Raw genomic sequence first — 19803 nt, forward strand, 5'->3', positions numbered from 1 at the left:
TCATAACCGGTCGATGTCAGAAGCGATATCCGCCGCGATTTCCAGCGCATCGACATCCTTGCGTTCGGCCGATAACCGAAGCCCCAGAATGTCCGACTGATACCGGGCCGCCAGCCGATCCGGGTCATGTTCAGGCCGGATTTCACCGGCAGCCTGGGCGCTGCGAAACAGGTCGGCGAAACACGCCTTCATTTTCGCCATGTGAAGCGCGGCCTGATCCGCAAGCGCATGATCCTTCGCCTGCAATTCGGCATATGTCTTTGCCAACATGCAAGCCCTTGCCGGGTTCTCGACCGCTTCGATGACCAAACGAGGTTGCGCCTTGAGCGCTTCCTTCGGCCCCAGTCTTTCAGCAAGGGCGTTCAGGCGCGCCACGCCTTCTTGCGTGTAGCTTTCCAGCGTCAACGCATAGAGCGCATCCTTCGAACCGAAAGCTGCGTAGAAACTGCCGGGTTTCAGCTTCAATTCCCGCTCAAGGTCCTTCAGCGACGTACCAGCCCAACCCTGACGCCAAAAGATGTCACGGGCCTTCTCGATCAACGCGTCGCGATCATATGCGGGTTTACGGGGCATCGGCATCACCAATTCTTGAACGTTTACTCAAATATATACTTGAGTGATCACTCAAGAAACCCTAAATACCACCCATCGCGCCAAAAACAGGAGTTCCGACATGGCCACTTTCCCGTCTCATGACCTCGAATCCGCACCCGAAGCATCCAAACCGCTGTTAGAAAAGTCCCAGGCCGCTTTTGGCCGTTTGCCGGGCCTGCACAAGGTGATGGCAGAAAGCCCACAGCACCTTGAAGGATATCAAGTTCTGCACAGCCTGTTCTTGCAGACCGATTTTGACAACGATGAGAAGACCGTCGTCTGGCAGACCATCAATGTGGAAAACGAATGCCATTACTGCGTGCCCGCGCACACCGGCATCGCAAAGATGATGAAGGTATCAGACGAGATAACTGAGGCTTTGCGCAATGAAACCCCACTGCCTTCGCCCAAGCTCGAAGCGCTGCGCACCTTCACCCTGCAAGTGATGGAAACCCGTGGCAACCCGACCGAGGAACAGCTTCAGGCGTTCTTCGACGCGGGCTATTCGCATCGTGCGGTTCTGGACGTGGTGCTGGGCCTGGCACAAAAAACCATGTCAAACTACGTCAACCACATGGCCAAAACACCGGTCGATGAAGTCATGCGCGGTTTCCTGTGGGAGCGCAAAGTCAACGAACCGGCCTAAGCCGCCACGACCGACCCCTCTTCGCCTTCGGTCACGATCAGCGTCTGGGCCCGGTCACCCAACTCCTCAAACAGTTCAGGCCCGGTGCCCGTCATCCAGGCCTGAGCACCCAACGCACAAATCTCGTCATAAAGTGAAGCGCGCCGACCCGCGTCCAGATGAGCGGCCACCTCATCCAGCAACACGATCGGTGGCGCACCCACCATTGCGGCCAAAGCTCGGGCATTGGACAGGATCAATGAAACCAGCAGCGCCTTCTGCTCACCGGTCGAACAATCCTTGGCGGGAACACCCTTGGCAGCAAAGACGCCATACAAGTCTGACCGATGCGGCCCAACCAAAGTCCGACCCGCAGCCAAGTCCCTGAACCGGCTTTCATTCAAAGCCTCGCTCAAATCCTCAGCCGTTTCCGGCATCGCGCCATCGGTTTGCACCAATTCCAACTCGGCAGACGGAAAAGCCGTTTCCGCCTGGTCCTGCGCCACCCGCAGATGGCTCAACGCCGCCAATCGCGCTGCGTGGATACGATGCCCCATCTCGGCCAGCTGACCCTCAAGCGCAGCATACCAATGCGCGTCCCGAACCTGCTCTTTCAGCAAACGGTTCCGTTCGCGCATTGCTTTTTCGTACGTCAGCGAGGCCTCTGCATGAGACGGATCAAAACTGAGCGCAATGCGATCAAGAAACCGGCGCCGGCCTTCGGCCCCTTCAATCCACAGGCGGTCCATGGATGGAACCAGCCAGACCACCCGCGCAAGTTTACCCAGATCAATCTGGGTGGCGGATTTTCCATCAATCCTCACCTGCCGTGCTGCACCACCCTCAGACCAGGTTTCGATTTCGAAATTCTGACCCTGCGATTGCAACAGTCCCGACAGTTTCCAGCCCAACGCCTCGGGCCGCCGCGTCATCTCGGCCGCGCTTGCCCGCCGCATCCCGCGACCGGGTGAAAACAAGGATACCGCTTCCAGAATATTGGTCTTGCCCGCCCCGTTCGGCCCGTGAATCGCCACCGGCCGCCCGTCCAGAGACAACCGCGCCAGCTTGTGAGACCGAAAATGCGAGACCGTAAGCTCGGTCAGGGCCAATCCCATGACCCCTCCCTTCATCTTTTCAAAAATTCTCCCACTGGAGGCATCGCGCGTCCGCGCGATCAGACGCGCATTGGCATGACGACGTAAACCGCACTCTGATCATTGCCTTCGCGCATCAGGGTCGGATCGCCAGCTGAATTGAACATGAACACCGCATTCTCTCGATCCACCTGAGACGCGATCTCCAGCAGATATTTGGCATTGAACCCGATCTCCAGACGCTCATCACCATAGGCGACGGCCAGTTCTTCCTCGGCGGCACCACTGTCTGGAGCGTTCACCGACAGGACCAGCTTGTCGCCATCCAGCTGAAGCTTCACCGCACGCGAACGCTCGGAAGACACCGTTGCCACCCGGTCCACGGCCTGTGCGAACTCGGCAGCATCCACTTCCAGCTTGCGCGTATTCCCTTGCGGGATAACGCGCGTGTAGTCGGGAAAGGTTCCGTCAATGACCTTCGAGGTCAGCGTGATATCCGGCGTGGCGAAACGCACCTTGGTTTCGCTGACCGAAACCGCGATATCCATTTCATCATCGTCCAGCAGCTTGCGCAGTTCGCCCACGGTTTTGCGCGGAACGATAACGCCCGGCATGCCCTCTGCACCATCCGGCAAATCGGCATCGATCCGAGCAAGCCGGTGGCCGTCGGTGGCCACGCAGCGCAGCACCTTGCCGCCATCGGATCCGTCGGCCACATGCATGTAGACACCATTCAGATAATACCGTGTCTCTTCTGTTGAGATTGCGAATTTCGACTTGTCGAACAACCGACGCAGCAGGGCAGCCGAAGCCGTGAAATTTGATTGATACTCCGACGACGCCATGACCGGGAAATCCTCTTTCGGCAGCGTCGCCAACGAGAAATTTGACCGACCGGCCTCAACCGTCAGACGCCCTGCCGCGCTGTCGGCGGTCAGCGTGACCAACGCTCCGTCGGGCAGTTTTCGCACGATCTCGTGCAAGGTGGTCGCGGCCACGGTGGTGGAACCGGCTTTCTCGACCTGCGCCAGGGCTTTGTCGACTACTTCGATATCCAGATCGGTCGCGCGAAACAGCGCCTGATCGCCTTCCGCCTCGATCAGCACGTTGGCAAGTATGGGAATGGTATTGCGGCGTTCCACTACGGATTGGGCCTGCGAAACGGCCTTGAGAAGGGTGCCGCGTTCGATGCTGATCTTCATACCCTCAATTCCTCTGACTTGCGTACCGACATGGGCGGGACTGGCACGTTAGCGGTTCCACCCTGAGGCACAAGGATTTTTTACGGATTTCTGGGTTGGATTGCGTCCAGCGTCAAGGGCAGCGTGCCTGACAGGCACCAGTTCTGATCCAACCGTGGACTAATGCGCACAAGAAACGCCCCGGGTCCGAGGTACCGGGGCGGTTTCCTGGACTACAGGCGCGGATCAGGCTTCAAGCGACCGGCGCAGCATTTCCACATCTTCAGCGATCTGACCATCGGTCAGCTTCAACTCTTCAATGCGCTTAACGCCATGCATGACCGTCGTGTGATCGCGCCCGCCAAAACGGCGGCCGATCTCGGGCAGCGACCGGCTGGTCAACTGCTTGCACAGATACATCGCCACCTGACGCGGACGCGCGTAAGAGCGCAGGCGCTTCGGGCCGATGATGTCAGAAAGCCGGATGTTGTAATACTCGGACACCTTCCGCTGGATCTCTTCAACGGTGATCTTGCGTTCCGAGGCGCGCAGCACATCCGCCAGACAATCCTGCGTCAGTTCCATGTCGATCTCGCGACCAACCAGCGAGGCAAAGGCGAACAGACGGGTCAGGGCACCTTCCAGCACCCGAACATTGGTCGAGATGCGATGCGCCAGGAATTCCAGAACGCCATCGGCAATCGTCAGGTCCGGATAGGATGAGCTGTATTGCTGCACCTTGTTCTGCAAAATGCCCAGACGCAGTTCATAATCGGTCGGGTGCAGGTCAACCACCAGACCACATTGCAGGCGGGATTTCACCCGATCTTCCAGATCCTTGATCTCACCCGGGGCGCGATCGGCCGAGATGATGATCTGCTTGTTCTGATCCACCAGCGCGTTGAACGTGTGGAAAAACTCTTCCTGAGTGGAATCCTTGCCGGCGATGAACTGCACGTCATCAACCATCAAAACGTCAACCGAACGGAACAGGTGTTTGAAATCCATCATCCGACGCTCGCGCAGGGCCTGCACGAACCGGTACATGAACTGTTCCGCCGACAGGTACAGAACATTGAGTTCCGGATGTTTGGTTTTCAGCTCCCATGCGATGGCATGCATCAAGTGGGTCTTACCCAGCCCTACACCGCCGTACAGAACCAGCGGATTGAAGGTCACCGGCCCGCCCTCGGACACCCGACGCGCAGCCGCATGCGCCAGTTCATTGGGCTTGCCGACGACAAAACTGTCAAAGGTAAAGCGGGAATCCAACGGGGCGGCCTGAAGCGATTCCAATGTATCCTGCGCCGGGTCCTCGCTCGGCGCGGCGACAGGTTCAGGCTTTGCCACCGGCGGCGTATCGACAGCTGGCTTGGGCCGGGCAGGCGAGTTTGCGGCGACGCGGAAATCCAGACGCTGCACAGTTTCACCTGCGGTGTTCAGCTCGTACAAAATGAGGTCCGCAAAATTCTGGCTGACGTAATTGCCCATGAAGTTGGTCGGCACCGAGAAAACCGCCACGCCGTCCTGAAGCTCCTTGAATTCCAAAGGCTCGATCCAGGTCGTATAATTGTTCCGACCGATGGCCTTCAGCAACTTGTTACGCAGTAGTCCCCATTTCTCTTGTGTCATTAAGCGCCTCACGCATCCCATTCTTATTGGCCTGTCAGCCTTATTCATACGAAGCCGGTTTCCCGGTGTTGTATTCACACGCAATAGGTATCCAGTCGCCAAACCAGTCGGCTTGGCGGGACCATCCCGAAGAGCTCGGCAACCCCAGTTCTGACGCTCAGCAATAACGGAACGTCCCGAAAATCGGGTTGCACGTCGCAATCTCAATTTTTAGACAGGGCCAAGATCACCGGGTTTATTCCGGCTTCCATGGCAGATCGGCAGCCTGGCTCAAGCCAGTCGTCGACAATTGTCCCCAGATCGCTCTGATGCCCGTCAGTTCGATCGGGAAAACAGCCTGTCCCCCCAAGCGAGTGAATCGCTGACATCAGTCGTAGCAATTCCGAGAGGGGCGCGGCAACGAAACTCTGATATTGACTCGGGTCTTTGGGCGAAAGAATCTCTCGGTTTTGTGAAGGCGCGGTTTTCTGGCAACACGAAAAAAGGCGCCGTGATGTGCGACGCCTTTTCAGAATGGTTCAGCCTTTCTGACGTGACCTAGGGTCACCCCAAAGCTTAGCCCAGTGCTTTGACGCGCGAGGACAGGCGCGACATTCTACGGGCAGCAGTGTTCTTGTGGAAAACACCCTTGGTGACGCCGCGCATCAGCTCGGGCTGAGCCGCACGCAGAGCAGCAGTCGCCGCGTCCTTGTCGCCGGATGCGATCGCTTCTTCGACTTTACGCAGATAGGTGCGGATGCGCGAACGACGCGCTTTGTTGATTGCAAAACGCTTTTCGTTCTGACGAGCGCGCTTTTTTGCCTGAGGCGAGTTTGCCATGTGAATCTGACCTTCGTTCGGTACGTTAATCTTGGGTTGCGCGCCACGGACATATCCGCACCGGATCAGAAATCACGAGTGTGAGTCGGGCCAAGCGGGCCGCACGCGCATGTATAACTGGGGTCTTTAGCCAAGTTCAAAGAGATTGCCAAGGTGATTCTTGGAACCATGGCCAAGAATATGAGGCGGGCTTAAAACACCCGCCTCAGAGGTTCCGCGCTTTACTTGTCGCGGAATTGCGCTGTGCGCTTTTCCAGGAACGCGGCCATGCCTTCCTTCTGATCTTCGGTTGCGAACATCGAATGGAAGACACGACGCTCGAACAACATGCCTTCACTCAGCGGAAGCTCGTAGCTGCGGTTCACCGCTTCTTTCGCGGCCATTGCGGTCAGCTGCGATTTCTCGGCAATCTTCTGCGCTGCGCTCACGGCTTCTTCGATCAGCTTCTTGGCCGGCACCACCCGGCTGACAAGACCCGCACGCTCGGCTTCGTCGGCATCCATGAAACGCCCGGTCAGGTTCATGTCCATCGATTTGGATTTACCCACAAACCGCGTCAGACGCTGACTCCCACCCAGACCGGCAATGACGCCAAGGTTGATCTCGGGCTGGCCGAATTTCGCGGTGTCCGCCGCGATGATGAAATCGCACAGCATGGCAAGTTCACATCCACCGCCCAGGGCGTAACCTGCAACGGCCGCAATGATCGGCTTGCGAATTGCGGTCACACGATCATTCGCATCGGCAAAAAGGTTGATGTTGTAGACGTCGACAAAACTCATCTCGGACATTTCCTTGATGTCCGCGCCGGCGGCGAAGGCCTTGTCCGATCCGGTTATCACGATGCAGCGCACCTTGTCGTTGCTGTCCGCATCTTCCAGCGCGGTGCAGAGCTCACCCAGCAACTGGGTGTTCAACGCGTTCAGCGCATCCGGTCGGTTGAGTTTGATAAGTGCGACGTGGTCTTCGATTTCGACGATGATCGTCTCAAAAGCCATGAGGAGAAAGCTTCCGGTTGTTCCGTTCAGGTACGATTCCTTACCACGCGAAAAACTTGGATCAAGCTATCTTTGGCATTGCGCACAATAGAAGGATGAGCGACCGGACTGGGTGATTCTCTTGATCGGCGCTCCGCACCCTTCGGTCCGGCAGGCCTCGCCCTCGCGGCCGTAGACATCAAACTTGTGCTGAAAATATCCAAGTTCTCCATCGGCTTGGCGGAAATCCCGCAGCGAAGACCCACCAGCTTCGATAGCGTCCTGCAACACCTGCCGGATGATCGGAACAAGCGCCGCCACGCGGGGTGCGGAAATCTGTCCGGCTTTGCGACGTGGCGACACTCGGCCGCGATAAAGAGCTTCGCAAACATAGATATTGCCCAGACCGGCAACGATTCCCTGATCCAGCAGGGCGGATTTGACAGGGGTGTTCTTGCCTGTGAACGCCTTGATCAGGTGTTGGTCGTGAAAATCGTTGCCCAAGGGTTCAGGCCCCAGAACTGACAGCAGCTTGTGATCTTCGGCGTTGGCCGTTTGCAACAGGTCCATCGCACCAAACCGGCGGGGATCGTTGTAGGTGATGCGCGCGCCGTTGGCCATATGAAAGACCACATGGTCATGTTTTTGCACGGCGGGATGGTCATGGACGAATTGCCCCAACGGGTCACCCGACACCGTCATCCGCCCCGACATACCCAGGTGGATCAACAGCGTCTCACCGCTGCTGAGATCCGCCAGAATGTATTTCGACCGCCGCCGCAGCCGCTCCACCCGCTGCCCGGTCAGCCGTTCGGCCATACGTTCGGGGAACGGCCAGCGCAGATCGGGGCGGTTCACATCAGCCCGTTCGATCACGACCCCTTCCATGGCAGGACTCAGGCCGCGTCTTACTGTCTCGACCTCAGGTAATTCGGGCATTACAGGGCTCCTAATTCAAAGGGCCGCATTGTGCCCGCCTCTCTTGGCCCTATAACAGAGGCGAAAATCGACAAACGGCAAGGCAAATGTCCGACAACATCGACAAGACCACTCATTTCGGTTTCGAAACCGTCCCCGAGGCCGAAAAGGCCGGGCGCGTGCAGGGCGTGTTCAACTCGGTTGCCTCGAAATATGACGTGATGAACGACGTCATGTCGATGGGCATCCACCGGGTCTGGAAGGACGCGATGATGGACTGGCTGGCGCCACGCCCCGGCCAGCGGCTGCTGGACGTGGCCGGCGGTACGGGCGACATCTCGTTCAGGTTCCTCAAGCGCGCGGGCCACGGCCACGCCACGGTGCTGGACCTGACCGAGCCGATGCTGATCGAAGGGCGGCAACGTGCCGAGGCAGATCAGATGTCGGACAGCCTGAACTGGGTCGTGGGCGATGCCATGGCCCTGCCCTTCGAAGACAATACATTCGATGTCTACACGATCTCGTTCGGCATTCGGAACGTCACCCACCCGCAAGAAGCTTTGAACGAGGCTTACCGCGTGCTGAAACCCGGCGGCCGCCTGATGGTGCTGGAATTCAGCCATCTGCCCAATGACGGGCTGCAAAAGCTCTATGACCTTTACAGCTTCAACGTCATCCCGCGCATGGGAAAACTGATCGCCAATGACTATGACAGCTATCAGTACCTGGTCGAATCGATCCGAAAGTTCCCCGATCAGGAGACGTTCCTGAACATGGTTCGCACAGCAGGCTTTGAAAACGCCAAATACCGCAACCTGAGCATGGGTATCGCCGCGCTGCATTCCGGCTGGAAGATCTGACACATGCGTGGTCCCCATAACATCATCCGCCTGATCCGCACAGGCGCCACGCTCGAGCGCACAGGCGCCATGAACGTGGTACTGGATGCGTTCGAAGCCCCGCGCGCCGTTCGCATTCTGGCCCACGCATTGGGCAAACCCTTTCAATGGCTTGGCTACAAAGGCGACCCCGGTATGCCACCGGCCACGCGCGCCCTGACGGCGCTTGGCCCCGCCTATATCAAATTCGGGCAAGTGCTTTCGACCCGCCCTGACGTCGTCGGAAATGAACTGGCCGAGCAACTGCGCGTTCTGCAAGACAAACTGCCCCCTTTCTCCAAAGCCGACGCGATGGCCGAAGTCGAGAAAGAACTGGGTCAGCCGATCTCGGACATGTTCAGCGAATTCAGCGAACCGATTGCCGCAGCCTCGATTGCGCAGGTTCACAAGGCCAAGCTGACCAGCACGGGCGAGGATGTCGCGGTGAAAGTCCTGCGTCCGGGGATCGAACGCGCGTTCCGCAAAGATGTCGATGCGTTCTATTTCGCCGCCTGGATCGTCCAGCTCTTCGCCCCCGGCGCGCGCCGTCTGCGACCGGTGGAGGTGATCGAGCATTTCGACGGTGTCGTACGCGGCGAACTGGATCTGCGTCTGGAAAGCGCGGCGGCCTCCGAATATGCCGCCAACACAAAGGACGACACCGGCTTCTGGCTGCCCCCCGTTGTGTGGTCACTGTCCGCGCGGCGCGTCATGACGCTCAGCTGGGCGGACGGGATCGCGCTGGGTGACAATGATGCTCTGGATGCCGCAGGTCACAACCGCAATGATCTGGCCGAACGTGTCCTGCGCCTGTTCCTTCTGCATGCCCTGCGCGACGGCTTTTTCCACGCCGACATGCACCAGGGCAACCTCAAGGTCGCCGCGAACGGAGACATCATAGCCTATGACTACGGCATCATGGGTCATATCGATGAATACACGCGCCGGGTCTATGCCGAAATCCTGTTCGGTTTCATCCGCCGCGATTACAAACGCGTGGCCGAGGTGCATTTCGAAGCCGGCTATGTTCCCGCCAACCAGGACGTGGACGAGTTCGCCCGCGCCCTGCGTGCCGTGGGCGAGCCGATCTTCGGCATGGACGCCACGCATATCTCGATGGGGCGGTTGCTGAGCTATCTGTTCGAAGTGACCGAACGGTTCGGGATGGAAACACGTACCGAGCTGATCCTGCTGCAACGCACCATGGTTGTCGTCGAAGGCGTTGCGCGCTCACTCGACCCTCATATGAACATCTGGGAAGTCGCCCGACCCGTGGTCGAAGACTACATCAAACAGTCCATCGGCCCCCGGGCGGCCCTGCGTGATTTTGGGAAAACCGCAATGGTGCTGGCCCGCTTCGGCCCGCGTCTGCCGGCACTGGTCGAAAACGCACTGATCGCGCAGACCCAGAAGGACGAACCGCAGACGCCCACCCTTTGGTCCTTTGCTCTGCCCGCCACGATCGGCGCCGCAGCAGGTGCGGCGCTGGTCTTGCTGATCAACGCGCTCAGCTGAACCAACCGCCTGCTTCATCTGGCCACAAATATCCTCGGGGGGAATCGCGCCCTGGCGCGATGGGGGGCAGACAGCCCCCCCCGCACCCCTTCCGGGTCAGAGCCGCTCGATGGCGATGGCAATCCCCTGACCACCCCCGATGCACATGGTGATCAACCCTTTGGATCCGCCGGTACGTTCCAGCTCGTATAGTGCTTTCAGCGTGATGATCGCACCCGTGGCCCCCACCGGATGCCCCAACGCAATCGCACCGCCGTTGGGGTTCACCTTGCTCGCGTCCAATCCAAGCTCCTGATTCACAGCCAGTGCCTGCGCGGCGAAGGCTTCATTGCTTTCGATCACGTCGAAATCTTCCGCTGACAGGCCCGTCTTCTTCAACAGGTTTTGCACTGCCGGAACCGGACCGATGCCCATGACTTCCGGCCGCACGCCTGCATGCGCATAACCAATCACACGCGCCTTCGGTTTCAAACCGGCCCTTTCGGCCGCATCCGCTGTCGCCAGCACCATCGCCGCCGCGCCGTCATTGATGCCCGAGGCATTGCCGGCTGTCACACGCCCGTCCTTCTTGAACACCGGGCGCAGACCGGCCAACGCTTCGGCGGTCGTCGCCTTTGGATGCTCGTCGACTTTGAAATCGACCATGTCCCGCTTGACCTTGACCTGTACCGGAGTGATCTGGCTGTCGAAGTACCCGGCCTCGATCGCCGCTGCCGTACGTGTCTGGCTGTCCAATGCGAACGCATCCATCTGCTCGCGGCTGATCTGATGCTCATCCGCCACGTTTTCGGCCGTCACCCCCATATGTCCGGTGCCGAAGGGGCAGTTCAACGCGCCCAGCATCATGTCCAGCGAGGTGACGTCGCCCATCTTTGCACCCCAGCGCGCCTGCGGAACGATATAGGGGCTGCGTGACATGCTTTCTGCTCCGCCTGCCACCGCAAAGTCAGCATCGCCCAGCATCAAGGACTGAACGGCTGACACGATCGCCTGCGCGCCCGATCCGCACAGGCGGTTCACGTTCATGGCCGGCGTACCATTGGGAATGCCCGCCTGCATGGCGGCGACGCGCGACAGATACATGTCACGCGGTTCAGTGTTGATCACATGACCGAACACAACATGCCCGATCTGCGCCCCCTCAACCCCCGATCGCTCAAGCGCCGCTTCGGTCGCGACAGTGGCCAGATCAATCGGCGCGGTTGAAGCCAGCGCACCACCAAAGGTGCCAATTGCGGTGCGGGCACCGTCGAGAATAACGATATCGCTCATGAGCTACTCCTCCTGAATTTCGCTGCATTATGCATGCGCAGAATAGCACTGTCGCCCCAAACGTCCCGTCACGGCGGGAATTGACATTGCGTTGCGCAGCCCCCATGGATTCCGTCATGACGGAAGACACAGACGATATCCTGAACCTCCTGCCCGCCCGCCTGAAAGAGGCACGACGCGCCAAGGGCCTGTCCCTGGAAGCGGTCGCCAATCTCAGCGGTGTGTCCCGGTCCATGGTCAGTCAGATCGAACGCGGCGAAAGCAGCCCGACGATCTCGACCTTGTGGAACCTGACACGCGCCTTGCAGGTGGATTTCGCCGGTCTCTTGGAGGGCGCAAAAGCCACGGACCAGATCGAGGTGCTCAGAAACTCCGAAGTGCCCAGCATCGACAATATGGGGCAGAACTGCCGAATTCGCATCCTGTCACCACCGGAAGAGGCCGGGGGTCATGAAGTCTATGATATCGAATTTGACGAGGACGGGGCCCTGAACAGCCAACCCCACGCCCGCGGTGCCCGTGAACAGCTCACCGTGCTGGAAGGCGCGGTCAAAGTCACTTCAGGCAATGCGGTGTCCGAGTTGAACCAGGGGGACACGGCCCGATACGCCGCCGACATTGCGCATTCCATCTGTGCCCAAGGGCCAGCCCGAGTATTTCTGATCGTAAAAAACGCCTGACATCCGCGAAATTCCGCCTTCACGGATATTTTTCCTTCATATTGAATTTCCCCTATTTGGGAATTTCATCCGCTATGTTAGATGTGCAACTCAGTTGAACGGAGGTCGCCATGTCAGATGCATTCCTGTCCCATATCACGGACACACTTGCGCAGATCGAATCTGAGGGTCTTTACAAACGCGAACGAATGATCACCTCGCCTCAGGGCGGTGAGATCACTGTGGGCGGCAAGCAGGTGATCAACCTCTGTGCCAACAACTATCTGGGTCTGGCGGATCACCCGGCGCTGATCGAGGCCGCAACACAAGCGATGGGACCCAAAGGATTCGGCATGGCGTCGGTTCGGTTCATCTGTGGTACGCAAGACATTCACCGCGAACTGGAACAACGTCTTGCCAATTTCCTGAACAAGGACGACTCCATCCTTTTTGCCGCCTGTTTCGACGCCAATGGCGGGTTGTTTGAACCTCTGCTGGGACCGGAAGACGCCATCATTTCAGACAGCCTGAACCACGCCTCGATCATCGACGGCGTGCGGCTGTGCAAGGCGAAACGCTATCGTTACATGAACAACGACATGAACGACCTCGAAGCCTGGCTGAAGCAGGCACGCGAGGACGGGGCGCGGCATATCATGATTGCCACCGATGGCGTGTTCTCGATGGACGGCTATCTGGCCAACCTGCCGAAAATCAGGGAACTGGCCGATAAATACGATGCGATTGTCATGGTGGACGATTGCCATGCGACCGGCTTCATGGGGCCGAACGGGGCCGGCACACCCGATCATTTCGGCGTCGATGTGGATATTCTGACGGGAACCTTGGGCAAGGCACTTGGGGGGGCAATCGGCGGCTATATCGCCGGGCCGCAGCCAGTGATCGACCTGCTGCGGCAGCGGGCGCGGCCCTATCTGTTCTCAAACTCGCTGCCGCCCTCGATCGTCGCTGCCGGGTTGGAGGCAATCCGTCTGGTCGAAGAAGGCGACATGCTGCGCGCGCAACTCTTCGGCAACGCCAAGTATTGGCGCGCTGGGCTGGAAAAGCTTGGGTTTGACCTGCTGCCCGGGGAACACCCGATCATCCCGGTGATGCTGGGTGAGGCGACGCTGGCACAAGACATGGCGTCACGGCTGTTCGACGAAGGCGTCTATGTTTCGGGCTTCTTCTTTCCGGTCGTCCCACGCGGGCAAGCGCGGATCAGAACGCAGATGAATGCGGCTCTGACCAGGGATGAACTGGACCGCGCCCTGTCCGCATTTGGCAAGGTCGGCAAAGAGCTGGGGGTCATCGAATGATCCTTCCATCGGTCATCGATGTGATCGGCGACACCCCCATGGTCGAACTGTCGCGCGTGTGTGCCCAGCAGAAGCTGAGCGGGCGTATCATCGCCAAGCTTGACTATTTGCTGCCGGGATTTTCGAAAAAGGACCGCGCGGCGAAGTCCATCATCGAAACGGCGCGCGCAGACGGGACTTTGTCACCGGGGCAGACGGTGGTCGAGCTGACCTCAGGCAACATGGGCACCGGCCTGGCGATTGTCTGCGGCATTCTGGGGCACCCGTTCGTGGCAGTCATGAGCGCGGGGAACTCGGTCGAACGCGCCCGCATGATGCGCGCGTTGGGCGCCGAGGTGGTGATCGTCCCCCAGGCCCCCGGCAGCAAACCCGGCGAAGTCTCTGGGGCCGATCTTGAACTGGTCGATGTCGAGGCGAAACGCATCACGACCGCACGCAACGCGTTTCGTGCGGATCAATTTGGCCATTCGGGAAACCCCAAGGCCCACGAAACCGGGACCGGGCCCGAGATCTGGGCGCAATCCGAAGGCACCGTCACGGCATTCTGCGACTTTGCAGGGTCGGGCGGAACGCTGGCCGGAGCGGCAGAGTATCTGAACCGGCACGGCGTGCGATGCTATGCCGTGGAACCTGCGGGCGCGCGCGCTTTGGCCGGTGAGCCGGTTTCGACCCCGGACCATCCCATTCAGGGCGGCGGTTACGCCATGGATGATCTGGTGCATTTGAAGGATAGCCAATTGGCCGGACACCTTGCTGTTTCGGGGAAGGCCGCGCGGGACTGCGCCCGGCTTCTGGCCCGGACCGAGGGGATATTCGCCGGCTATTCGGCAGGCGCGAATCTTGCTGCGGCGATTGAACTGCTGCGCGGCCCCGAAGAAGGCGGCTGCGTCGCCATCGTCATCTGTGACAGCGGCCTGAAATACCTGTCGACCGATTTGTGGGAGTAAACATATGCGACCCAACACAATGAAATCACTGGAAAAATCCAAACCCGAAGAAGGGTTGTGGATGGTGCAGGCCCCGATCCCCGAAATTGGCCCCGATGATGTGCTGATCCGCATCAACAAGACGGGTATCTGCGGCACCGACATCCATATCTGGAACTGGGATGAATGGGCGTCTCATACCGTGCCGGTTCCGATGATCACTGGCCATGAGTTTGCCGGAGAGATCGTCGAGATCGGGCGCAACGTGACAGGGCTTGAAATCGGCCAGCGATGCTCGGGCGAGGGCCATCTGATCACCACCGACAGCCGTCAGAGCCGCGCCGGAAAGTTTCACCTGGATCCGGGAACTCGGGGCATTGGAGTGAACGAACAGGGCGCATTTGCCGAGTATCTGAAACTGCCTGCCTTCAACGTGGTTCCCTTGCCCGACAACATACCAGATGAGATCGGAGCCATCCTCGATCCGCTGGGCAATGCGGTGCATACTGCCCTCAGCTTTGATTTGCTGGGCGAGGACGTTCTGATCACGGGTGCGGGCCCCATCGGCATCATGGCCGCTGCCGTCGCTCGTCACGCGGGTGCACGTAACGTGGTCATCACCGACATCAACGCAGACCGATTGAAACTGGCCGAACATGTGGTTCCCTCGGTGCGGACCGTCGATGTATCCACCGAGGACTTGCAGGACGTTATCGCCGAGCTTGGGATGAAAGAAGGGTTCGATGTCGGGCTTGAAATGTCCGGCTCGCAAGCCGCCCTGGACCAGATGGTCGAAGCGTTGGTAATGGGTGGAAAGATCGCGTTGCTGGGGATTCCTCCGGGCAAATCTCCGGTCGACTGGTCGCGCATCGTGTTCAAGGCGATCACGATCAAGGGGGTCTATGGGCGTGAGATGTTCGAGACGTGGTACAAGATGATCGCCATGCTGCAAAACGGTCTGGATGTGTCCCGCGTGATCACGCACCGCTTTGCGGTTGATGAATTCGCCAAAGGGTTTTCCGCGATGAAATCGGGCCTGTCCGGCAAGGTTGTTCTGGACTGGACCTAACGCGCTGGAAAGTTGCAAGTTCAGCCCCTAGACAGGTGCAGAACTTGCACAAGGGAGGCATGAGATGGGCGAGAACAAAGACGATCGTCTGTTGCAGCGGGGGGTCGAAGACACCCTGGTCACTGATTTCGCCGAAACGCACCGCAAAAGCTATGGCGACTTCCTGCAACTGAAGACGCTGCTGAACCTGCAAAAAACCTTTCAGGACCCCGCACAACCTGACGAGATGCTGTTCATCATCATTCATCAGGTCAGTGAGCTGTGGCTGAAACTGATGCATCACCAACTGGTCGAGGTGCGTCGGTTCCTGCAACAAGACGAATTCGGACCCGCCATGAAAAACCTCGACCGCATCAAGGCCATTCAACGGCAATTGATTGCGGCCTGGGAAACCCTGCTGACCATGACGCCGGCCGACTATATGACGTTTCGGCAGGCCCTCGGCAATTCTTCCGGGTTTCAAAGCTATGGGTACAGGCAGATCGAGTTCATTCTGGGTAACAAGGATGCCTCGACCCTGAAAGTGCACGAGCATGACCCCGAGGTGATGGAGATGCTGAACGCCGCCCTGACCAAACCGTCACTGTATGACGAAGTGTTGCACATGCTGGCCCGACAGGGGTTCGACGTTCCAAAGGATTTGATCGAGCGGGACTACTCTGAACCCTATTCTGGTGATCCGCGCGTGGTTCAGATCTGGGTCGACGTGTTCCGCAACACAGACAAGTATTGGGATCTGTATGCGCTGGCCGAAAAACTCATGGATGTGGAAAGCCTGTTTCAACGCTGGCGCTTTGACCACGCCACGGCGGTTGAACGTGTGATCGGAATGCAACCCGGTACCGGAGGTTCCAGCGGCGTGGCTTTCTTGCGAAAAGCACTTGAGTTGCGGTTCTTCCATGACCTCTATGATGTGCGGACGGAATTGATGTACAGCGGGCAGGGCTGAGCCATGCTGTATCGCGGATTTTCACAAGCCGAACTGGAGCGGGAATACTCTCCCAGTTCGATGATCGGTGGCGACCTGACCCCTTATCTGGCCAGCTATCAAACGCTGAGTGCGCAAGCCCGTGCCGAGCTGCCCGTTCAGGCCAACCTGGCCTATGGCGATGCCCCGGCCCAGGTGCTGGATTTCTTTCCCGCGAAGGGGGCCGGCGCCCCGTTGCATGTCTTTGTTCACGGTGGGTATTGGCAGGATCTCAGCCAGCGCGAATCGGCCATGATGGCCCCGGCGCTGATCGAAGCCGAGCAATCCTTTGCCACCTTGAACTACACGCTCGCCCCGGATGCGCGGCTGGATCAAATGGTCGACGAATGCCGCGACGCCCTTCTGTGGCTTGCGTCACAGGCCGAGGCACTGGGATTCGACCCGACGCGGATCACCTTGTCAGGGCACAGTGCCGGCGCTCATCTGGCTAGCATGGTCATGGCGACCTCGGCCGGCGCATTGGCCCGCGCCGGGCTGCGTGTGCGTGACGTGCTTCTGATCAGCGGTGTTTATGATCTGGAACCCATCAGTTTGACATCCGTGAATGATCCGCTGCACCTGACCCCGGTTGAAGTGAACGATCTGTCCCCGATCCGCAACCTGCCCCCACCGGGCCCCCGCTATCATGTTTCAGTGGGGGAACGGGACACCGGCGAATTCATTCGTCAAAGCCGCGACTATGCGGAACGGCTGCGCAAGGCCGGGCACTCGGTCAGCTTTGCCTTGAAACCCGGAATGCACCATTTCGACATCATCCTGCATTCCGGGACATTCCTGCCCGACACGCAATGAGGCATTTTTCAAACAAAAACAGCGGCCCGATCGGTGCCGCTGTTTTTTTGTGTCCATCCCGCTTGGGATCAATCCAGGGTGCGGGTAACTTCTTCGCGCTCGAAGATCTCGATCACGTCGCCCTGGCGTATATCGTCGTAGTTTTCGAACGCCATACCACATTCCTGACCCGACTGGACCTCGGCCACTTCGTCTTTGAAGCGCTTCAGGGTCTTCAGCGTGCCTTCGTGGATCACCACGTTGTCGCGCAGCAGGCGAACGCCTGCCGAACGGCGGGCAACACCTTCGGTCACCAGACACCCGGCAACCTTGCCGACACCGGTAACCTTGAAGACTTCGCGGATCTCGGCATAGCCGATGAACTTTTCGCGGATCTCGGCGCTCAGCAGGCCGGAAGCGGCCGCTTTCACGTCGTCCACGAGGTCATAGATCACCGAGTAGTAGCGGATCTCGACACCCTTTTGGTTCGCCGTGTTCCGCGCCGATGCGTTGGCACGGACGTTGAAGCCAAAGACCGGCGCGCCGGAGGCTTCCGCCAGACCAACATCCGTCTCGGTGATCGCACCCACGCCCGAGTGCAGCACGCGCACGCGCACTTCGTCGTTGCCGATCTTTTCCATCGCCTGAACGATAGCTTCGGCAGAACCCTGCACATCGGCTTTGACGAGGATCGGCAACTCGGCCACGTTCTCGTCTTCCTTGGCCTTCTGCATCAGCTGCTCGAGGGTGGTCGCGGCACCGGCAGCGGCGCGTTTGTCCTTGGCGGCCTGTTCGCGATAAGCGGCGATTTCACGGGCCTGCGCTTCGGTCTCGGTCACGTTCAGAACGTCGCCCGCTTCGGGCGTACCGTTCAGGCCCAGAACCTCGACCGGAACCGACGGGCCAGCTTCCTTGACGCGCTCACCCTTGTCGTTGATCAGCGCACGGACCTTACCGTACTGCTCACCCACAACGAAGATGTCGCCCTGACGCAATGTGCCGTTCTGAACCAGAACCGTGGCGACCGGGCCACGACCCACGTCCAGCTGCGCCTCGATCACGGCACCTTGGGCGGCGCGGTTCGGGTTTGCTTTCAGTTCCAGAATCTCGGCCTGAAGCGCGATGGCTTCCAGCAATTCGTCCAGACCCTGACCCGTGATTGCGGACACTTCGACGTCCTGAACCTCACCCGACATTTTCTCAACGATCACTTCATGTTGCAGCAGGTCAGTGCGCACCTTGTCCGGGTTTGCATCCGGCTTGTCGACCTTGTTGATCGCCACGATCATCGGCACTTCGGCCGCTTTTGCGTGGTTGATCGCTTCGATCGTCTGCGGCATCACCGCGTCGTCAGCCGCGACGACCAGAACCACGATATCCGTAACCTGAGCGCCGCGCGAGCGCATCGACGTAAACGCCGCGTGGCCCGGAGTGTCAAGGAAGGTCAGCGTGGTGCCGCCATCGGTTTTCACCTGATACGCGCCGATATGTTGGGTGATGCCACCGGCCTCACCCGCCACAACGCGCGCGTCGCGGATTGCGTCCAGCAGCGAGGTCTTGCCGTGGTCAACGTGACCCATGATGGTAATGACCGGCGGACGCGGCTGCAGATCGTCTTCGCTGTCTTCGACCTCTTTGATGACGTCTTCAACATCCGAATCGGATACGCGAGTGACCTTGTGGCCAAATTCTTCGATGATCAGTTCCGCGGTGTCTGCGTCGATGGTCTGGTTCTGCGTGACCATCATGCCCATCTGCATCAGCGATTTGACCACGTCAGCCACACGCTCGGCCATACGGTTGGCCAGTTCCGAGACCATGATCGCCTCGGGCAACTGTACGTCGCGGATCACCTTTTCCCGTTCAACGGCACCGCCCATGGCTTTCTGACGCGCACGCTCCTGCTTGCGCTTCATCGCGGCCATCGAGCGCTGACGGTTGCCTTCGCCACCGGTCGCCTGACCCAGAGTCAGCTTGCCCGAACGGCGGTTGTCGTCACGACCCTTGCCACGGCCACGCTGCTCACGTTCGCGATCCTGTTTGCGCGGTGTGGCTGCCGGCGCAGGTTTGCTGGCCGGGGCGCGAGCCGCTTTGGGCTCTTCCGGTGCGGGCGCGGCAGCGGCGCGTTTGGCAGCTTCTTCCGCCTCTTTGCGCTTGCGCTCTTCTTCCTCAGCCTTCTGACGCGCACGCTCTTCGGCTTCGCGCTGTTCGCGTTCTTTGGCTTCCTGTTCCGCACGGCGGCGTGCGCGCTCTTCTTCGCGCGCCTTTTCAGCAGCCTCGCGCGCTGCGGCCTCTTCGGCTTCGCGTGCCTTGGCCGCTTGCAACGCCTTCATGCGGCGCGCCATTTCCGCATCGGAAATGCCCGCAGGACGACGCGACGGATCACCCGAAGGTGCAGCACCGCCACCCGGCTTTGCTGCGCCCGGCTTGGGAACCACCACGCGTTTGCGTTTGGTTTCCACCACGACATTCTTGGTGCGTCCGTGGCTGAAACTCTGTTTCACATTTCCGGGGCGTGCCCCGCCACGAAGACCCAATGTCTTTTTGCCGTCATTATCGCTCATAA

General features: G+C 59.4%; 18 protein-coding genes. 9 read left to right on the plus strand and 9 right to left on the minus strand.

Translation table 11 applies throughout. The features are described from left to right. A complete protein-coding gene (locus GOW04_RS18915; protein WP_171233630.1) occupies window positions 1-573 on the minus strand; it encodes a TetR/AcrR family transcriptional regulator in 573 nt (190 codons plus the stop codon). Window positions 574-673: 100 nt separating this feature from the next. Between GOW04_RS18915 and GOW04_RS18920 the strand changes: the two genes are divergently transcribed. After that, complete coding sequence (locus GOW04_RS18920; RefSeq protein ID WP_171171745.1) at window positions 674-1240, plus strand: carboxymuconolactone decarboxylase family protein; 567 nt, start codon at window positions 674-676, stop codon at window positions 1238-1240. On the opposite strand, the gene recF is transcribed toward GOW04_RS18920, so the two are convergent. The 6 genes from recF to mutM form a co-directional block, all read right to left on the minus strand. Further along, entirely contained in the window at window positions 1237-2334 is a 1098-nt protein-coding gene (recF, locus tag GOW04_RS18925) for a DNA replication/repair protein RecF (protein WP_171233631.1), read from the minus strand. The genes GOW04_RS18920 and recF overlap by 4 nt on opposite strands. A 59-nt stretch (window positions 2335-2393) precedes the next feature. Next, window positions 2394-3515 (minus strand): DNA polymerase III subunit beta, encoded by a 1122-nt coding sequence (gene dnaN / locus GOW04_RS18930; protein WP_171120205.1) that lies wholly within the window; start codon window positions 3513-3515, stop codon window positions 2394-2396. A gap of 225 nt (window positions 3516-3740) precedes the next feature. Beyond that, on the minus strand, window positions 3741-5126 hold the full coding sequence (gene dnaA, locus GOW04_RS18935; RefSeq protein WP_152456610.1) for a chromosomal replication initiator protein DnaA: 1386 nt from the start codon (window positions 5124-5126) through the stop codon (window positions 3741-3743). Window positions 5127-5681: 555 nt separating this feature from the next. Continuing rightward, window positions 5682-5945: a 30S ribosomal protein S20 gene (rpsT, locus tag GOW04_RS18940; RefSeq protein WP_171233632.1), complete on the minus strand. Its 264-nt coding sequence runs from the start codon at window positions 5943-5945 to the stop codon at window positions 5682-5684. Between the two features lie 221 nt (window positions 5946-6166). Continuing rightward, complete coding sequence (locus GOW04_RS18945; RefSeq protein ID WP_117870917.1) at window positions 6167-6943, minus strand: enoyl-CoA hydratase; 777 nt, start codon at window positions 6941-6943, stop codon at window positions 6167-6169. Between the two features lie 66 nt (window positions 6944-7009). After that, a complete protein-coding gene (gene mutM, locus GOW04_RS18950; protein ID WP_171233633.1) occupies window positions 7010-7861 on the minus strand; it encodes a bifunctional DNA-formamidopyrimidine glycosylase/DNA-(apurinic or apyrimidinic site) lyase in 852 nt (283 codons plus the stop codon). A gap of 86 nt (window positions 7862-7947) precedes the next feature. Between mutM and ubiE the strand changes: the two genes are divergently transcribed. Both ubiE and ubiB read left to right on the plus strand, forming a co-directional pair. Next, the gene (ubiE, locus tag GOW04_RS18955) at window positions 7948-8700 is read left to right on the plus strand and encodes a bifunctional demethylmenaquinone methyltransferase/2-methoxy-6-polyprenyl-1,4-benzoquinol methylase UbiE (protein WP_171233634.1); all 753 of its coding nucleotides are present in this window, start codon (window positions 7948-7950) and stop codon (window positions 8698-8700) included. 3 nt (window positions 8701-8703) lie between these two features. Then, on the plus strand, window positions 8704-10233 hold the full coding sequence (gene ubiB, locus GOW04_RS18960) for a 2-polyprenylphenol 6-hydroxylase (RefSeq protein WP_171233635.1): 1530 nt from the start codon (window positions 8704-8706) through the stop codon (window positions 10231-10233). 96 nt (window positions 10234-10329) lie between these two features. Here ubiB and GOW04_RS18965 read toward each other — a convergent pair whose 3' ends face one another. After that, window positions 10330-11505 (minus strand): acetyl-CoA C-acyltransferase family protein, encoded by a 1176-nt coding sequence (locus tag GOW04_RS18965; protein ID WP_171233636.1) that lies wholly within the window; start codon window positions 11503-11505, stop codon window positions 10330-10332. A 116-nt stretch (window positions 11506-11621) separates the two neighbouring features. Between GOW04_RS18965 and GOW04_RS18970 the strand changes: the two genes are divergently transcribed. From GOW04_RS18970 to GOW04_RS18995, 6 genes are all read left to right on the plus strand, one after another. Next, window positions 11622-12185, plus strand: coding sequence for a helix-turn-helix domain-containing protein (locus GOW04_RS18970; protein ID WP_171233637.1), 564 nt, complete (start codon window positions 11622-11624; stop codon window positions 12183-12185). A 110-nt stretch (window positions 12186-12295) separates the two neighbouring features. Continuing rightward, window positions 12296-13483 (plus strand): glycine C-acetyltransferase, encoded by a 1188-nt coding sequence (locus GOW04_RS18975; protein ID WP_171206366.1) that lies wholly within the window; start codon window positions 12296-12298, stop codon window positions 13481-13483. Continuing rightward, window positions 13480-14430, plus strand: coding sequence for a PLP-dependent cysteine synthase family protein (locus GOW04_RS18980; RefSeq protein ID WP_171233638.1), 951 nt, complete (start codon window positions 13480-13482; stop codon window positions 14428-14430). The genes GOW04_RS18975 and GOW04_RS18980 overlap by 4 nt, the downstream gene beginning before the upstream one ends. 19 nt (window positions 14431-14449) lie before the next feature. After that, window positions 14450-15478, plus strand: coding sequence for an L-threonine 3-dehydrogenase (tdh, locus tag GOW04_RS18985; protein WP_171233705.1), 1029 nt, complete (start codon window positions 14450-14452; stop codon window positions 15476-15478). 64 nt (window positions 15479-15542) lie between these two features. Next, a complete protein-coding gene (locus GOW04_RS18990) occupies window positions 15543-16427 on the plus strand; it encodes a tryptophan 2,3-dioxygenase (protein ID WP_171233639.1) in 885 nt (294 codons plus the stop codon). 3 nt (window positions 16428-16430) lie between these two features. Then, complete coding sequence (locus GOW04_RS18995; RefSeq protein ID WP_171233640.1) at window positions 16431-17258, plus strand: alpha/beta hydrolase; 828 nt, start codon at window positions 16431-16433, stop codon at window positions 17256-17258. A gap of 68 nt (window positions 17259-17326) precedes the next feature. On the opposite strand, the gene infB is transcribed toward GOW04_RS18995, so the two are convergent. Continuing rightward, window positions 17327-19801, minus strand: a complete 2475-nt coding sequence (infB, locus tag GOW04_RS19000; RefSeq protein WP_171233641.1) for a translation initiation factor IF-2 — start codon at window positions 19799-19801, stop codon at window positions 17327-17329. Between the last annotated feature and the right edge of the window lie 2 nt (window positions 19802-19803).

The organism is Ruegeria sp. HKCCA4812, from assembly GCF_013034245.1.
In the GTDB taxonomy this organism is placed as follows: Bacteria; Pseudomonadota; Alphaproteobacteria; order Rhodobacterales; family Rhodobacteraceae; genus Ruegeria.

Excerpts from the sequence above, each read along its gene's own strand:
- GOW04_RS18915 (WP_171233630.1), bottom strand. The coding sequence starts at position 573 with ATGCCCCGTAAACCCGCATATGATCGCGACGCGTTGATCGAGAAGGCC.
- GOW04_RS18920 (WP_171171745.1), top strand. The coding sequence starts at position 674 with ATGGCCACTTTCCCGTCTCATGACCTCGAATCCGCACCCGAAGCATCC.
- recF (WP_171233631.1), bottom strand. The coding sequence starts at position 2,334 with ATGGGATTGGCCCTGACCGAGCTTACGGTCTCGCATTTTCGGTCTCAC.
- dnaN (WP_171120205.1), bottom strand. The coding sequence starts at position 3,515 with ATGAAGATCAGCATCGAACGCGGCACCCTTCTCAAGGCCGTTTCGCAG.
- dnaA (WP_152456610.1), bottom strand. The coding sequence starts at position 5,126 with ATGACACAAGAGAAATGGGGACTACTGCGTAACAAGTTGCTGAAGGCC.
- rpsT (WP_171233632.1), bottom strand. The coding sequence starts at position 5,945 with ATGGCAAACTCGCCTCAGGCAAAAAAGCGCGCTCGTCAGAACGAAAAG.
- GOW04_RS18945 (WP_117870917.1), bottom strand. The coding sequence starts at position 6,943 with ATGGCTTTTGAGACGATCATCGTCGAAATCGAAGACCACGTCGCACTT.
- mutM (WP_171233633.1), bottom strand. The coding sequence starts at position 7,861 with ATGCCCGAATTACCTGAGGTCGAGACAGTAAGACGCGGCCTGAGTCCT.
- ubiE (WP_171233634.1), top strand. The coding sequence starts at position 7,948 with ATGTCCGACAACATCGACAAGACCACTCATTTCGGTTTCGAAACCGTC.
- ubiB (WP_171233635.1), top strand. The coding sequence starts at position 8,704 with ATGCGTGGTCCCCATAACATCATCCGCCTGATCCGCACAGGCGCCACG.
- GOW04_RS18965 (WP_171233636.1), bottom strand. The coding sequence starts at position 11,505 with ATGAGCGATATCGTTATTCTCGACGGTGCCCGCACCGCAATTGGCACC.
- GOW04_RS18970 (WP_171233637.1), top strand. The coding sequence starts at position 11,622 with ATGACGGAAGACACAGACGATATCCTGAACCTCCTGCCCGCCCGCCTG.
- GOW04_RS18975 (WP_171206366.1), top strand. The coding sequence starts at position 12,296 with ATGTCAGATGCATTCCTGTCCCATATCACGGACACACTTGCGCAGATC.
- GOW04_RS18980 (WP_171233638.1), top strand. The coding sequence starts at position 13,480 with ATGATCCTTCCATCGGTCATCGATGTGATCGGCGACACCCCCATGGTC.
- tdh (WP_171233705.1), top strand. The coding sequence starts at position 14,450 with ATGAAATCACTGGAAAAATCCAAACCCGAAGAAGGGTTGTGGATGGTG.
- GOW04_RS18990 (WP_171233639.1), top strand. The coding sequence starts at position 15,543 with ATGGGCGAGAACAAAGACGATCGTCTGTTGCAGCGGGGGGTCGAAGAC.
- GOW04_RS18995 (WP_171233640.1), top strand. The coding sequence starts at position 16,431 with ATGCTGTATCGCGGATTTTCACAAGCCGAACTGGAGCGGGAATACTCT.
- infB (WP_171233641.1), bottom strand. The coding sequence starts at position 19,801 with ATGAGCGATAATGACGGCAAAAAGACATTGGGTCTTCGTGGCGGGGCA.